Annotated in this window: 13 protein-coding genes; 4 read left to right on the forward strand and 9 right to left on the reverse strand. The window is 65.7% G+C overall.

All coding sequences use genetic code 11. The features are described 5' to 3' along the window. Nucleotides 1-9 precede the first annotated feature (9 nt). The 5 genes from IGS55_RS18985 to IGS55_RS19005 form a co-directional block, all read right to left on the reverse strand. Nucleotides 10-1,515, reverse strand: a complete 1,506-nt coding sequence (locus IGS55_RS18985) for a type II and III secretion system protein family protein (RefSeq protein WP_230517684.1) — start codon at nt 1,513-1,515, stop codon at nt 10-12. Nucleotides 1,516-1,542: 27 nt separating this feature from the next. Further along, complete coding sequence (cpaB, locus tag IGS55_RS18990) at nt 1,543-2,373, reverse strand: Flp pilus assembly protein CpaB (protein ID WP_230517683.1); 831 nt, start codon at nt 2,371-2,373, stop codon at nt 1,543-1,545. A gap of 42 nt (nt 2,374-2,415) precedes the next feature. Next, nucleotides 2,416-2,976 carry an A24 family peptidase gene (locus IGS55_RS18995; protein WP_230517682.1) on the reverse strand — a complete coding sequence of 187 codons (561 nt, stop codon included), beginning with the start codon at nt 2,974-2,976 and terminating at the stop codon, nt 2,416-2,418. A gap of 116 nt (nt 2,977-3,092) precedes the next feature. After that, on the reverse strand, nt 3,093-3,266 hold the full coding sequence (locus IGS55_RS19000; protein ID WP_070304077.1) for a Flp family type IVb pilin: 174 nt from the start codon (nt 3,264-3,266) through the stop codon (nt 3,093-3,095). A gap of 201 nt (nt 3,267-3,467) precedes the next feature. Further along, nucleotides 3,468-4,166 carry a LuxR C-terminal-related transcriptional regulator gene (locus IGS55_RS19005; RefSeq protein WP_230517681.1) on the reverse strand — a complete coding sequence of 233 codons (699 nt, stop codon included), beginning with the start codon at nt 4,164-4,166 and terminating at the stop codon, nt 3,468-3,470. 561 nt (nt 4,167-4,727) lie between these two features. On the opposite strand from IGS55_RS19005, the gene IGS55_RS19010 reads away from it, so the two are divergent. Genes IGS55_RS19010 through IGS55_RS19020 form a run of 3 tightly spaced genes read left to right on the forward strand, consistent with a single transcriptional unit; the run spans nt 4,728 to nt 7,182 of the window. Continuing rightward, nucleotides 4,728-5,216 carry a TadE/TadG family type IV pilus assembly protein gene (locus tag IGS55_RS19010; RefSeq protein ID WP_230517680.1) on the forward strand — a complete coding sequence of 163 codons (489 nt, stop codon included), beginning with the start codon at nt 4,728-4,730 and terminating at the stop codon, nt 5,214-5,216. Further along, nucleotides 5,216-5,818, forward strand: coding sequence for a TadE/TadG family type IV pilus assembly protein (locus IGS55_RS19015; protein ID WP_230517679.1), 603 nt, complete (start codon nt 5,216-5,218; stop codon nt 5,816-5,818). Before IGS55_RS19010 ends, IGS55_RS19015 begins: the two co-directional genes overlap by 1 nt. Then, nucleotides 5,818-7,182, forward strand: coding sequence for a vWA domain-containing protein (locus IGS55_RS19020; protein ID WP_230517678.1), 1,365 nt, complete (start codon nt 5,818-5,820; stop codon nt 7,180-7,182). The genes IGS55_RS19015 and IGS55_RS19020 overlap by 1 nt, the downstream gene beginning before the upstream one ends. Before the next feature lie 13 nt (nt 7,183-7,195). Here the strand turns inward: IGS55_RS19020 and IGS55_RS19025 are convergent, their stop codons facing one another. Together IGS55_RS19025 and IGS55_RS19030 are read right to left on the reverse strand one after the other, a co-directional pair. Continuing rightward, nucleotides 7,196-9,046 (reverse strand): amidohydrolase, encoded by a 1,851-nt coding sequence (locus tag IGS55_RS19025; RefSeq protein ID WP_230517677.1) that lies wholly within the window; start codon nt 9,044-9,046, stop codon nt 7,196-7,198. A 67-nt stretch (nt 9,047-9,113) separates the two neighbouring features. Next, nucleotides 9,114-9,767, reverse strand: a complete 654-nt coding sequence (locus IGS55_RS19030) for a hydrolase (RefSeq protein WP_230517676.1) — start codon at nt 9,765-9,767, stop codon at nt 9,114-9,116. Nucleotides 9,768-9,982: 215 nt separating this feature from the next. Here IGS55_RS19030 and IGS55_RS19035 point away from each other — a divergent pair, with 215 nt between their 5' ends. After that, complete coding sequence (locus IGS55_RS19035; RefSeq protein ID WP_230517675.1) at nt 9,983-10,231, forward strand: hypothetical protein; 249 nt, start codon at nt 9,983-9,985, stop codon at nt 10,229-10,231. A gap of 5 nt (nt 10,232-10,236) precedes the next feature. On the opposite strand, the gene IGS55_RS19040 is transcribed toward IGS55_RS19035, so the two are convergent. Together IGS55_RS19040 and IGS55_RS19045 are read right to left on the reverse strand one after the other, a co-directional pair. Next, nucleotides 10,237-12,381 (reverse strand): TonB-dependent receptor plug domain-containing protein, encoded by a 2,145-nt coding sequence (locus tag IGS55_RS19040; RefSeq protein ID WP_230517674.1) that lies wholly within the window; start codon nt 12,379-12,381, stop codon nt 10,237-10,239. Nucleotides 12,382-12,494: 113 nt separating this feature from the next. Further along, nucleotides 12,495-14,039: a M23/M56 family metallopeptidase gene (locus IGS55_RS19045; protein ID WP_230517673.1), complete on the reverse strand. Its 1,545-nt coding sequence runs from the start codon at nt 14,037-14,039 to the stop codon at nt 12,495-12,497. Nucleotide 14,040: the final 1 nt, after the last annotated feature.

The raw sequence follows: 14,040 nt of genomic DNA on the forward strand, positions 1-14,040 counted from the left end.
GGTGTGCTCCTATTGAATGTCCGCGCCGGCCGGCGCTGTCTGCGTGGCCGCTTCCTGCCGTGGCCGTGGGGCGGCGGCGCCTTCCATTTTTCCTTGCAAGAAGAACTCGCCGCGGCTCGGTGCCACATAGGCGTCGGTCGGCAACACGATATCGGCGCCTTCCGCGGTATCGAGCGGCTTGACCAGGTGCGGCGTGATGATGAAGACGAGCTCGGTACGGTCGGTCTGGAAATCACTGCTGCGGAACAGCGCGCCCAGCACGGGAATCTCGCCGAGGAAGGGCAAGGCCTTGATATTGGTCGTCACATTGTTCTTGATCAAGCCGCCGACGGCAAAACTCTGGCCGTCGAACAGCTGCACCGTGGTGGTGGTACGCCGCGTGGTAAAGGCCGGCAGCACCGCATTGGCGGCGGCGCCCCCGCCCGTGGTGATGCCGATGCCTTCGCGGTTCAACTCCGACACTTCCGGCGCCACCTTCAGGTTGATGCGTCCGCCTTCGAGCACGGTGGGCGTGAACTTGACGGCGATGCCGAATTCCTTTTCCTCCAGCGTGATCTTGTTGGTGGTGCTGTCTTGCGCGACCGGAATGAAAATCTTGCCGCCCGCCAGGAAACTGGCTTCCTGGCCGCTGATGGCCATGATGTTCGGTTCGGCCAGCACCTTGACGAGGCCGTCGCGCTTTTGCGCATCGAGCGTCAGGCCGTTGCCATTCTTGCCGTGCACGGCACCCAGCTGGCTGGGGTTGCCGCTGAGCAGGTTCGACAGCAAGCCGTAGCTCCAGTTGCCGCGCGTGCCGCTGATGCCCACGCTGGCGCCCAGCTGGTCGACCAGGGTCTTCGACACTTCGGCGATCTTCACTTCCAGCATGACCTGTTGCGGCGCCGCGATCGACAGCATATTGATGACCTTGACGGCGCCGCCCGTACTGGCAGCGCCATCGGCCGGCGTAGCCGGTGCTGCCGACTCGCCCACGCCGCGCTGCGCATAGGCTTGCGCCATCTCGAGGATCTGGCTGGCCTTGACGCCGTCGCTCACCTGCCCCGACAGCACGATGCTGCCGCCGGCCGCGCCAACTTTCACGGCACGCTCGCCGGGGAAGACATAGGCCAGCTGCGCCTGCAAGCCCTCGACATCGATCTCGACTTCAATATCGACGATCACGGGGCGCTGCTGCCGGTCCCACAGGATCAGGTTGGTGCTGCCCGGGGCCAGGCCCCAGACGAACAGCTGGCTGGACGAGCCCAGCATCCTGGCGCCGGCCACGCGCGCATCGTTGACGGCGATCTGCGACACCGGCAGGCTGAGCTTGCGCAAGGTGGACTTGCCCACGGCGATGCGCACGGGCTCGCCCAGGCGGGCGATATCGGCGCCCAGCGACATGGCCGGCGCCTCCACTGGCGAGATGACGGCCTGCCTGGCCGGCGCCGCCGCGATGGCGATGGCTGGCCAGGCCATGCCTGCCGCCACGGCCAGGCGCATGCCCGCACTCGCGGCGTGCTTATGAAATGTGTTCATCGGTCATCCTTGCTTGCCTGCTGATTGTTAAAATTGCTGGACGCTCGTATCCATGCCCTTGACGACGGTGACGCTGTCGCGCGCGGCGGCGCGTGCCGGGGCCGCGCGCCGCGCCGCGCGCACGGGCACGGCCGCCGGCGCCGGCGCCTTCAGTTCCAGCAACGACTCCTTGGTGGCGCCGCCCGTGTCGGCGGGTTCCGGATCGACCTGGTTGCGCAGCACCAGCGACAGGCTGCCCACGCTGCGCGCCAGGTCCAGCTTTTCCACCTGCTCCGGCGTCAGCTCCAGGGTCACGGCGTTGACCACCTTGGGCTTGTTGTCGTCGCGGCCCGACTCCTGCGCCACGGCCAGCACGAGGATGCGTTCAAGCACGATCTTGGAAATGGCCAGCGGCGCGCCGCCCGCCGGCCTGGCGCGGTCATCCTGCGTATGGACGAGAATGTCGACGAAATTGCCCGGCAAGGCGAAGCCGGCCACGCCCACCACGTCATTGACGCGCACCGTCATGGCGCGCTTGCCGGCCGCCACGATGGCCGACAGGCCGCCGGTGGCGCCGGGCGGCGCGAGCTTGCTTTCCAGCACAGGCTCGCCTCGGCTGACGGCGCTGCGCGTGATGCGCCCGTCCAGCGCGCCGGCCTCGCCAAATGCTCCCGGCGGCAAGGCGCCGGCCGGCCAGTCCATGCCGCGCAGCATGGCCGGGGTCACCTTCGCGCCCACGCCGATATCGACCAGCGCGACCATCACCGTCTGGCTGGCCGGCGCGCCCTGCCCCGACATCCAGCGCGCGGCCGCCAGCACGGCGGCCCCCGCCATCAGCAACGCCAGCAGCAGCACGATCACAACGCGGCTATTTCTCATTGTTTTTCCTCTTGATCAAGCGTGGGGTTCCGGACGGGCGCGTCATGCATGGCCGCCGGCCGCCAGGGCCAGGCTGATGGCGGTGCCGGCGGCAATGGCGATCGCGTACGGCAAGCTGCCGCCCGACGCGGCGGGCGCATCAAGCTGCGGCGCCTCGCCCGCCGCGGCGCGCAGCCAGCCTTGCAGCAGCAATTGGCGGGCATTGGCCAGCGCCTGGCGCAGCGTGCCCTGGCACAGGGCGACGGCCAGCGCCAGCACGCCGCCCGCAAGCAGGCTGCACAGCACGGCAAACACGGCGGCGCGCGGGCCCAGAAACGTCCCCACCATCGCCATCAGCTTGACGTCGCCCGCGCCCAGCGCCTTCAGCGCATACATGGGCAGCAGCAAGCCCAGACCGACAGCCAGGCCGCCCAGTGCCAGCCACGGTCCGGCCGTCGTTACCCCGGGCAAGGCCAGGCTGTTGAGCAACACGCCGAGCACGGCGCCGGAAAAGACCAGCCGGTTGGGAATGCGCCGGCGGCGCACGTCATGCCAGACAGCGGCGGCCAGCAGCCCCCACAAGACTATGGCGGGGCTGAACGTCCAGAAAGAATGAGGGTCCATCGTGTACCTGATGCAAGCCGAGCGCATGACGGCATGCGCATCGTTGGGCGGGAAGCCGGCAGGCCAGTGCGCATGGGCAGCCGGCCTGACGGGGTGCAGCGCGGTGGGCGGGCGTCTTAGATCGCCGCGCCCGTCAGCTTGGTGCCGATCGCCTTGAAGGCGCCATCGAGGCCGGTGGTGAAATAGCCGACGGCCGTGACCAGCGCCGCAGCCACCAGCGCCGCGATCAGCGCATATTCGATGGCGGTCACGCCGTCTTCTTCGGCGATAAAGTTTTTAATGCAATTCATATTATTCCCTTTCAGGTCAAGTTTCAAACATGATAAAAACTAAAAATACAGTCTGAAAATAAAAACATAATCCTTGTTTTTATTTGCCAATTTCTGATGCGTGTATTTTATATAAACAAACATCAAATCGAATCAGAGAAAAGTCATTTTGTGCGCAGTACAAACCATCTTAATTTTTTGCCTACACTCAGGACATATGTACTACCCCTCCGCAGGCAGGGACTCGGCCAGCCGGTTGCGGGTGGCGTACACATATAATTCCAGGCGGTTGGTGACATCGAGCTTGCTGTAGATCGATGTCAGATGATTACGCAAGGTTTGCTCCGAGATAAAAGCGCGCTGGGCTATCGCGCGGTTCAGCGCACCATTTCCCTCCACCATCATGGCAACGATCTTGCGCTCCTTCAGCGTCAGCCTGGCGATCCGCTGCTCTTCCGGGTCGGGCGCCGCTTCAGGCTTGTTCAGTACGCCCAGCATGCTGTCGAGCAACGCCGGATCCAGGCACAACTCGCCCTGATGCAGGCGGACGATGGCGTCGACCATCTGCTTGACGGGCGTTTCCTTGCCCACCACGGCGCGCGCGCCGCTGCGTACGGCGCGCGCGCATGCGGCCTGGTCCTGCGTTCCGCTGAACAGCAAGGCCCGCGACACGCCATTGCCGAGCAGCTGCGGCAAATAGTCGATGGCGCAGGCGCTGGCGCCGCCGCAGCCCAGGTCGGCGTCCAGCACGATGACGTCGGGACACAGGGTTCGCGCCAGCAGCAGCGCGCTGTCGATCTCGGTGGAGCTGGCCACCACCTGCATCGCCGGCTGGGCACTGGCGAGCAGCTGCTCCAGGCCCCACAGCCAGGTCTTGTGGTCCGACACCAGCATGACGCGGATGACATTTTTTGTTGACATGCTTTACCTCTTTACTTGAAGCCCACCCCCTTCGGGGGAATGTTGTTGATCCGAATCGGCTTGCCTGCCCCGCCCGCGCGCGCCTTCTGCCGCCGCGCGCAGGGGAAAGAAGTCATGGGGGCACGAAGGAAGAGGCATCGGGCCGGCACGCGCAAACGCGGTGCGTGGCCCAGGCCAGCGGGCGCCGCATGGCGGGCGTGTGCCGATGGATGGGCAGCGTGGTCGGGGCAGACGCGGCGCGGGCGCGCCATCGCTGCTGCCACTGCTGCTGTTGCTTACATTGCAGCATTTTTGTTGCATCACCTTGCAAAACAAGTCCTTGCCTGCACGCAGGACAATCCTGACACCAGGCCTGTTTTCATACCCGCGCATATTACTCCCGGCCTTATCGGGACGGGGCCGGCACAATTGAAATATGGCAGTTAATTTCGATTATCTTGACCTGTAATAATTTAAATGGCGGCCACGCCCTTGAAAATCGATATAGAATAATCGCCAGTCAAATGGCGCAATTTCATCCGCCCGACATTTGTCATCGCGAAACTTTACCGGATTATTCCCATGCGTTTAAAACAGGCCGATTCCCGCATATTCCGCAAGCACGGCGGACAAGGCGGCGCCACCTTGCTGGAATTTGCTCTGATAACGCCGGTCTTTCTCATGCTGATAATCGGCATCATCGAATTGAGCATGGCGTATTTTGCCAATATGACCATGCAGCACGCGGTGCGCGAAGGCGCGCGCTATGCCGTCACGGGGGCAAAAGACCTCGACCCCGACAGCGCCAACCAGCAGCGCTACCAGGCCGTGATACAGAAGATCAGGGACAGCTCCATGGGCATGTATGACAAGGTCAGCCCCGTGATCGCCGTCAACGGCAGCGATGCCGTCGGCGCCGCCATGTTCGGCCAGGCCGGCGATATCGTCGTCATTTCCGTCGATTGCCGCTGGGCGTTTGCCACGCCGATGATCCGGGCCCTGTTCCGCGACGGCCAGGCGCATTTCGTCGTGGCCGCCACCATGCGCAATGAAAGCTTTGGCGGCCTGTGATGCGCGCCCGCCCTCCTGCGCGCCTCGTGCGCGGCATCGCCGCCGTGGAACTGGCCATCGTGCTGCCGCTGCTGGCGCTGCTGCTGTTCATGGTGGTCGATCTGTCGCGCGCCATCCAGGCCAAGATCATCTTGCTCAACATCAGCCGCGAAGGCGCCAACCTGGCTTCGCGCTCCACGTCCGACCTGAGCGGATCTAGCCAGGCCATCATGAATGCGCTGGCGGCCAGCACGCCGCCGCTGGACATCAACCAGCGCGGCATGATCTATATCACCAAGATCATGGGCTACACGGCCAAAAGCGGCATGCGCAACATCGTGCTGGAACAATACCGCTGGGAGGCCGGCGCGAAGGCCAGCGGCTACCTGCCCGCCAGCCAGGTATGGCAGTGCGGCAGCTGGAGCAATGGCGCGTGCACGGGCATCGCCAAGGACGAGTCCGCCCCCACGGTGCCGTTGATGCGGGACCAGCTGGCCGATGGCGAACTGATCTACGCCGTGGAAACGTTCTACGATTTCGACATGCTGTTCGGCACTTTGAAATTTGGCAACAGCACGACGCCCGTGCTGGGCCCCAACCTCACTTCGATGACGATATTCTGATGCGCATTCCACACAAGCGGCAAGACGGGCAAGTGCTGATCATGGTGGCGCTGTCGGCCGTCGTTTTGATCGCCTCGGTGGGCCTGGCCGTCGATTCGGCCCTCGGCTACTTCGTCAAGGCCAAGCTCAACGCGGCCGTCGACTCGGCCAGCCTGGCGGCGGCGCGCGGCGTCACGGCGGGCAGCTCGGAAGCGGAACAGCGGGACAGCGCGCGCCAGTCGGCCAGGGAGTTTTTCGACATCAATTATCCGGACCAGTTCCTGCTCTCGACACCGGTCCTCAATCCCGTCGGCGTCACGTTCAGCAAGGGCACCGTCACCATCGACGTCTCGGCCACCGCCTCGCTGCCCGTCTCGCTGATGGGCATACTCGGCTTCAAGACCCTGAACGTGGCCGCCAGCGCGCAAACCATCCGCAAGGATCTGGACATGGTGCTGGTGATGGATACGTCCGGTTCGCTGAAAAACAATGCGGACGCCGTGCGGGCGGCGGGCATTTCCTTCCTGAATAAATTCAATTCCACGGTCGACCGGGTCGGCCTGCTGCATTTTGCCAGCGGCGCGCAGCTCGATCTGCCGATCAAGACAAGCGATCGCGGCTTCGATCGCACGCAGGCTGGCAATGCCATCAATGGCTACAAGTTTGAAGGCGGCACGAATTACTCGGAAGGCATGTGGAATGCTCAGGATCAGCTCAATAGCATCAGCCAGAACAATCGCTCCAGCCTGCGCGTCATCGTGTTCTTTTCCGATGGATCTCCGTCCGCCTTTTCCTCTTACTTTTTCCCCGCTACCACGGGCAATTGCACGAAAGCGGGAGCGCTGGCCGTGTACGACGATTTACCATCGAGCGGTTTTGCGACAGATGGACTGTACCGTATCAATGCAAGCAGCACCAAGCTCGCGCCCGAGACCTATTGCACCAGAAACCTGATCAGTGAATTGCCGACCTGGTATAACGCGCACAATCTTCCCGCCCAGGCCGACGATCCGACGGCACGCGAATTCCCCATCGTGACCACTACGCCGCGTGCGGTGAGCAAAGATATGTCCACCAGAAAACTTCAATGGACCAATATGCACCGTGCATCGCGCAACTTGGCAGAGGCGATGGCCAGCAAGGCACGCCTGGAAAATACCTACATATTTACTCTGGGCATGGGCGTCGCGCTGAAGGCCAAGGCCGGGCCGGACAGTGAAATCGGCGAAGACTTGCTGCGCTGCATGGCCAACACGGCGGATGCACCAAACCGTTGCCGCAAGCCGGCCGAGCCCGTGGGCCTGTACTGCTATGCGGCCACCGAAAGCGAGCTGAGCCCATGTTTCACACGGCTCGCCTCGGCCATCCTGCGTATTTCCAGATAAGGCCCGGCAGCTCCTAGAAGGCGAAGCAGCTGCAGCCGAGCGTACCCCAGAAGCCGGAAAAATCGCTGATCGGCACGGCCGACTTGCGCGCCCGGTCGTGGGCGTGGGCATGCACGCCGCAGGCGCCCGCGCACTGGTGCGGCATGGCGGCTTGCGCCTGCTTCGCCACGGGCCGGTAATGGCCGGGCACCGTGCGCACGGGCGACCACTCGGGCAGCACGGGGATAGCCGGCGGCGCCAGATTGGTGAACTCCGCCTGAGCGTAGACGATTTTTCCACCCACCATGGTCAGCACGGATTCGATGGACTTGATCGATTCTTCCGGCACCGTGAAATAATCGACCGACAGCACGGACAGGTCGGCCAGCATGCCCTCGCGGATGCGGCCCTTCTTGCCTTGCTCGCTGGAGAACCAGGCACTGCCCGCCGTCCACAGTTCCAGCGCCGTGTCGCGCGGCAATCTGCCCGCCGCATCCGTCAGCGCCAGGCCGCCCACGGTGCGCCCCGAAACAAGCCAGTACAGCGCCGTCCACGGGTTATAGCTGGCGACCCGGGTCGCATCCGTGCCGCCGCCGACGGGCACGCCCGCGTCGAGCATGCGCTGCACGGGCGGCGTGGCTTTCGCCGCTTCCGCGCCGTAGCGCTCGACAAAGTACTCGCCCTGGAAGGCCATGCGGTGCTGGATGGCCAGGCCGCCGCCCAGCGCCTTGACCCGGTCGATATTTTTCGGGCTGATGGTTTCCGCGTGGTCGAACAACCAGTGCAAGCCGCCGAATGGCGTGTCGCGGTTGACCTTTTCAAACACGTCGAGCATGCGGCTGATCGATTCGTCATACGTGGCGTGCAGGCGGAACGGCCAGCGCTGCTCGACCAGGTGGCGCACGACCTTTTCCAGCTCATCCTCCATGCCGGCCGCCAGCTCGGGGCGCGGTTCGAGGAAATCCTCGAAGTCGGCGGCGGAAAACACGAGCATTTCGCCGGCGCCGTTGTGGCGGTAAAAGTCCGTGCCGTCGCCGGGCTTGATCATGCCCGTCCACTTCTGGAAGTCCTGCAATTCCGCGCCCTTGTTTTGCGTGAACAGGTTGTAGGCGATGCGGATCGTCAGCTGCTCTTTTTGCGCCAGCTCGTCGACGACGGCGTAATCCTCGGGATAATTCTGGAAGCCGCCGCCCGCGTCGATGGCGCTGGTCAGCCCCAAGCGATTGAGTTCGCGCATGAACTGGCGCGTGGAGTTCACCTGCAATTCCAGCGGCAGCTTCGGGCCTTTCGCCAGGGTCGCATACAGGATCATGGCGTTCGGCCGGGCGATCAGCAGGCCGGTCGGGTTGCCGGCCGCGTCGCGCACGATTTCGCCGCCGGGCGGGTTCGGCGTATTTTTATCGTAGCCGACGGCGCGCAGGGCCGCGCGGTTCAGCAAGGCGCGGTCGTACAGGTGCAGGATGAAGACGGGGGTATCGGGCGCGGCCGCGTTGATTTCATCGAGGGTGGGCATGCGCTTTTCCGCGAACTGGAATTCCGTCCAGCCGCCCACCACGCGCACCCATTGCGGGTTCGGCGTGCGCAAGGCTTGTTCCTTCAACATGCGCAGGGCGTCGGCCAGCGACGGCACGCCTTCCCAGCGCAATTCCAGGTTGTAGTTCAAGCCGCCGCGGATCAGGTGCAAATGCGAGTCGTTCAGGCCGGGAATCACCGTGCGGCCAGCCAGGTCGATCACCTGCGTGGCCGGGCCGCGATGGCGCATCGCGTCTTCCACGTCGCCCACGGCGAGAAATTTGCCATCGGCGATGGCGACGGCGGACGCCAGCGGCTGCGTCCGGTCGACCGTGTGGAAACGGCCGTTGAGCAAGATGGTGTTTGCGTGCATGGGAACTCCCGGATCAAATGAAAACACGGCCCCGCCGGCGGGCGGCGGAGCCAAAATCAGCGAAAAATCAATGGCCTTCGCTGGCGTTGAACATCGATTTGGCGTAGATCAAGCCCAGGCCATAGCCGCCGCCGTGCGCCACGGCCGTCGCCACCGTTTCATTGTAAGTCTCGCCGCGGGCCCAGTCGCGCTGTAGTTCCAGCAAGTATTGCACGGACGTCATCGGCTGCGCGCCCGCCTGTATCATGCGCTGCATGGCCATCGCATGGGCTTCGTCGGAGACGTCGCCGCTGGCGTCGGCGATCACGTAGACTTCAAAACCCTGCTCCAGCGCCGACAGGGCTGGCCCCACGATGCAGACGGAGGTCCACAGGCCGGCCAGCACGATCTTGCCCTTGCCGTAGCCATTCACCTTGTCGGCGATGCGCGCATCTTCCCAGGTGTTCATGCTGGTGCGGTCGATCGGCGTCTGCTCGGGGAAGACGGACTGGATCTCGTCGAAGATGGGGCCGGAGAACGATTTGGCGGCCACCGTCGTCAGAATCGTCGGCACCTTGAACTCCGCCGCCGCCTTGGCCACCAGGGCCGCATTGTTGCGCAGCAGGGCCAGGTCGATCGAGCGGGTGGCGAACGCCATCTGCGACTGGTGGTCGATCATGATCAGGGCATGGTCGTTCGAGGTCAGCAGTTTTTGGGCGGCTTGGGCGGTGGCGATAGGCATGATGTTTTCCTTAGTGAAAATAATTGAATATAAAAAAAGCGAGGTCCTTGTACGGCGTTTCTGCTCCTGCCCTTGCGTCACGCTGTGTGTGCCGGGCCAGTGCTATGCAGTATGGACGAGATACTTTGAAAACAAAAACGGAAAGAATGCCAAGCTATATTCGATTTTTTCGATAATATAAAATAAGCGCACCGGCATACGCAAAGGGGAAGAACATGGGATTTGAATTCAGGATCACGGCCAGCCTGGCGCAGGACCAGCGCCAGCACATCGCGCAGTTGCTCGAAGCGCCGGCGCCGCGCGCGCCCGGCGGCGCCATGCCCGACACCGACGCCAGGCTGACGGACGCCGGCCTGTATATATGCCAGCACCTGCGACCCGACCCGTGGCATGGCCTGGACGCCGTGCGCGGCTACCTCGAGGCGCAGGGCGTCAGCTACACCGTCGACGAGATCGACGACTAGACCGGCTACAGGGTTCCCTCCAGCATCAGCCGCCAGGTGCGGTAGCTGCCCGTATCGACCGTGCGCAGCAGGCTGCGCGCGCCATCCGCATACAGGCTGCGCGTACGGTAATCCTGCCCCAGCAGGTTGGCGCCCGACAGGCGCAGGCGCAGCCTGTCGCTGACTTTCCACAGCGCGTACATATCGAGTTCGCGCTTGCCGCCCTGCCAGGCCAGCAGCTGGCTGGACTCGCGCGAGCGCCCGCCCGCCTGGTAGTTCAGGTCAGCGCCCAGGCTCAAGGGCAGGCGGGCCAGCTGGTAATCCCCTCCCACGTTGGCGCTCCACGGCAACTGGCTGTCGAGGCGGCTATCGGGGCCGGCCACGGCATCGAGCCTCGACCAGTTGCGCGCCACGTTGGCCCGCAAGTCCAGCGCGGGGGCGCCCGCCCACAGCGCCGTCAAGGGCAGCTTCGCTTCCAGCGCGATCGAGCGCACGCCGGCATTGCCATGGTTGACGGGCGTGCTCACCCAGCGCCCGTTGTCCTGGTACAGGCGCTCCAGCATCACGTCGCTGATGCGCCGCAGCGAGGCGCTGGCGCCCAGCATGGCGCCCGCGCCCGGATAGTATTCATAGGCGGCATCGAGGCCCCAAGCCAGCTCCGGGCGCAGCGCCGGATTGCCCTGGCTGTCGGGATTCGTGGGGCTGTTGCCATTGTCGACCGTGTACGGGCGCGGGATCAGCTCGAAAATCTGCGGCGCCTTGTAGGTGCGCGTGACAGCCAGGCGCACCTGCTGCTTGCCGCCGATCTTCCACAGGCTTTGCAGCAAGGGGCTCCATACCTGCGCGCGCACGTCGACCGGCTCGCCGCCGCCCGTGGCGCTGGCCGTGCGCCAGGTTTCCCAGCGCAAGCCCAGGTACAGCGACCACTGCGCGGAAAGCTCCCATTCATCCTGCGCGAACAGGGCCAGGCGCCGCACCGTGGCAGCATAGTCTTCGTCGCTGAGCACGGGAGGGCCGCCCGGCTCCAGCTGGCGTTCGCGGCGAAAATCCGTGCGCCGCCGGTACCCCGCATCCCAGCCCGCCGCCAGCGTGTGGTGGTCGCCCAGCGCGCGGCGGTAGGTGCCGCTCGCCTGCACGCCCACCTCGTCCAGGCCCGAATCGACCAGGCGCGCGATGCCCCGTCCCGGCGCCGCGCCGCGGCCCAGGAACTGATAATCATTGGCGCGGTGATTGATGCTGGCGCCCAGCTTCACGTCGAGACTGGCGCCATGGTCGAGCTTGCGCAGCCAGTGCAGGTCGCTGCGCACGGTGCTGCTGTCCTGGTTGAAATTGGCCCGGTTCTCCGGATAGGCGCTCGTGCCGCCCAGGTAAGCCGTTTCCAGCGCGTGGCGGCGGCTGGCCAGGCGGCGCACGCTGACCAGGCTTTGCCAGGCCAGGCTGCCCTCCCCCGCCAGTGCCCATTGCACGCGGGGCGCCAGCTCGATGGCGTCGCTCGTCACGCGCTCGGTCAGCGGCACGTGGCGCACCACCGTGGGCGCGCCCGCTGCGTCGAATTCGCGGCTCCACTCGTCGAGCAGCGCTTCGCGTCCCGTATGGCTGAGCGTGCCGGCCAGCGCGTACGACCGGCGTCCATCCTTGTCCGACCACTGCACGGTGGTGCTGCCGGCGGGCATGCCGTGGCTGGCGGACGCGCCCAGCTTGAACGTGCGTTCGCGCCGCCCGCCCGACTTTTTCAGCACGATGTTGATGGAACCGGCGATCGCCTGGGTGGAAAATTCCGCCGTGGCGGCGCGCATGATTTCCACGCGCTCGACCAGTTCCGGGTCCAGGGAGTCGAGCGAAAAGCCGGGCGCCACGGGCACGCCATCGAGCATGATCAAGGTATAGCCCTGGCCCAGGCCGCGCATCTGGATTTGCCCGCCAGCGGCGCCCGCAGCCGCGCCGGAAGGCCCGCCGATGGAAATGCCGGGCAGGCGCTTCAGGGCGTCGGACAGCACGCGGTCGCCCTGGCGTATCAATTCATCGTGGCCGACGACGATGGCGGCGACGGTGTCGTTGCGGCGCTGCTCCGCCTTGCCCGCATGAACCGTCACGGAAGGGAGAATGTCTTCGGCACGGACGTGCGCCGTCAACGGCAGCGCGAGGCTGCACAACAAGATACTCAATCGCATGGGGATTCCCGAAGAAAGGATATTTCAGTGAAAACCAAGAGCATCACGCCGGGGCAGACCCTGCCGAGTCCGACCCCGCTTGTTGTTCCTGGGTGACAAAAAACCGTACGGCGTCAGCGGCCGAACTGCTCCTTGCGCATGCGCAGGGCCCGCTCGCTGGCGTTGGCATCCAGGCCGGCCAGCCAGCGCTGCGGATCTTGCAGGCGACCGTCCTGGCGTACCTGGAAGTGCAGGTGCGGCCCCGTCGCGCGGCCCGTGTCGCCCACCGTGCCGATGCGCTGGCCGGCCTCGACGATGGCGCCGTCTTCCAGCGCGACGCTGTCGAGGTGGACGTACACCGATTGCAGCCCGCCGCCATGGGCGATGTGCACGGCCTTGCCCAGCCAGTCGTCCTGCGTTACCGTGGCGATGCCATCGGCCACTGCCTGCACGGGCGTGCCGCGCCGCGCCGCCAGGTCAATCCCGCGCAAGCCCTTCTGCGTGATGGGGCGCACCACGCCGAAGAAGCCCGTGACGCGCATGGTGGCGAGCGGATTGCGCCACGGCGCATGCACAGGCGCCGCGGCCGGAAGCGGGGCCGTGCTGGCAAGGGACGCGGCCGATGTCCAGGCCCGCGCAGGCTGCAAGGCCAGCGCAGGCTGCAAGGCCACGCTGGCCGCACCCAGTGCGCACAGGGCCAGGCCCATGGCCAGCCGGGCGCACCAGTGCATCTCGACGGCGCGGCTGTCGCGCATGCGGGCCACGCGCTCCAGCATGCTGTCGGGCTGGCCGCCAAACGCCAGGCCGGCAGGGGAACGGGTTTGCAGGCCCAGCTGGCGCACCAGCGCGGCCGCATATTCCCGGCGCTGCTGCTGCGGACGTCCAGCCAGCACATGGCGGTCGCAGCCCAGTTCCTGCGCCCAGGCCAGCTTGCCTGCCAGCCAGCGCGCTGCCGGGTTGAACCACAACAGCAGCTGCACGCCGCTGGCCAGCAGCTGGAGCACGGGATCGCGGCGGCGCGCATGCGTCAGCTCGTGTTCGATGACCAGTTGTTGCTGCTCGGCCGTAAATTGCCGCAAATGCGCGGGCAACAGCAAACGGGGCCGCCATACGCCCACCAGCATGGCCGAGATGGGCGCGTCGATTTCCAGCACGGCGGTGCGCTGGGCTTGCAGCTGGCGCAGTTGCGCCGGCGCAAACGCGCCATGCGCGGCCAGGGCTGCCGGCGCCAGCGGCTGTGCCGCCCGGAGCAAGGTCCGCAGCGTGCCGCGGCTACGCCAGCGGCGCCACGCCAGCACGGCCAGGCCCAGCGGATACACGCCCAGCCAGAGCGTGGCCAGCATGCTCAGCCAGGCCGTCACCGATAGCGCTTCCACCAGCGGCGCAGGCATGGGCGCGGAGCGCGGCGCGGGCGCGGCCATCGGCAAAAGGGCCTCGGGCGCTGCCTGCGCGGCGGCGGGCAGGCTGAACTCGGGCACCACGCTGATTTGCTGGCCCTGCGGCAGCAGCGGCAGCAGGAACACGGCGCCCAGCACCAGCGCGGCCGCCAGCCACGCGCTGCGCTGGGCCGCCAGCGCGGGCCAGCGCCCCTGCGCCAGGTGCAGCAAGCCTTGCAGCAGCAAGCCGGCGCACAGGCAGGCGGCCGTCGCCTGCAACAAGGTCAGGGCGAACAGGGTCATG

This window comes from Janthinobacterium sp. EB271-G4-3-2, from assembly GCF_020858035.1.
In the GTDB taxonomy this organism is placed as follows: Bacteria; Pseudomonadota; Gammaproteobacteria; order Burkholderiales; family Burkholderiaceae_D; genus Janthinobacterium; species Janthinobacterium aestuarii.

Bases quoted from the DNA above. Each gene is read 5' to 3' on its own strand.
- IGS55_RS19030 (WP_230517676.1), bottom strand. From the start codon at position 9,767: ATGCCTATCGCCACCGCCCAAGCCGCCCAAAAACTGCTGACCTCGAAC.
- IGS55_RS19020 (WP_230517678.1), top strand. From the start codon at position 5,818: ATGCGCATTCCACACAAGCGGCAAGACGGGCAAGTGCTGATCATGGTG.
- IGS55_RS19025 (WP_230517677.1), bottom strand. From the start codon at position 9,046: ATGCACGCAAACACCATCTTGCTCAACGGCCGTTTCCACACGGTCGAC.
- IGS55_RS19015 (WP_230517679.1), top strand. From the start codon at position 5,216: ATGCGCGCCCGCCCTCCTGCGCGCCTCGTGCGCGGCATCGCCGCCGTG.
- cpaB (WP_230517683.1), bottom strand. From the start codon at position 2,373: ATGAGAAATAGCCGCGTTGTGATCGTGCTGCTGCTGGCGTTGCTGATG.
- IGS55_RS19045 (WP_230517673.1), bottom strand. From the start codon at position 14,039: ATGACCCTGTTCGCCCTGACCTTGTTGCAGGCGACGGCCGCCTGCCTG.
- IGS55_RS18985 (WP_230517684.1), bottom strand. From the start codon at position 1,515: ATGAACACATTTCATAAGCACGCCGCGAGTGCGGGCATGCGCCTGGCC.
- IGS55_RS19005 (WP_230517681.1), bottom strand. From the start codon at position 4,166: ATGTCAACAAAAAATGTCATCCGCGTCATGCTGGTGTCGGACCACAAG.
- IGS55_RS19040 (WP_230517674.1), bottom strand. From the start codon at position 12,381: ATGCGATTGAGTATCTTGTTGTGCAGCCTCGCGCTGCCGTTGACGGCG.
- IGS55_RS19010 (WP_230517680.1), top strand. From the start codon at position 4,728: ATGCGTTTAAAACAGGCCGATTCCCGCATATTCCGCAAGCACGGCGGA.
- IGS55_RS18995 (WP_230517682.1), bottom strand. From the start codon at position 2,976: ATGGACCCTCATTCTTTCTGGACGTTCAGCCCCGCCATAGTCTTGTGG.
- IGS55_RS19000 (WP_070304077.1), bottom strand. From the start codon at position 3,266: ATGAATTGCATTAAAAACTTTATCGCCGAAGAAGACGGCGTGACCGCC.
- IGS55_RS19035 (WP_230517675.1), top strand. From the start codon at position 9,983: ATGGGATTTGAATTCAGGATCACGGCCAGCCTGGCGCAGGACCAGCGC.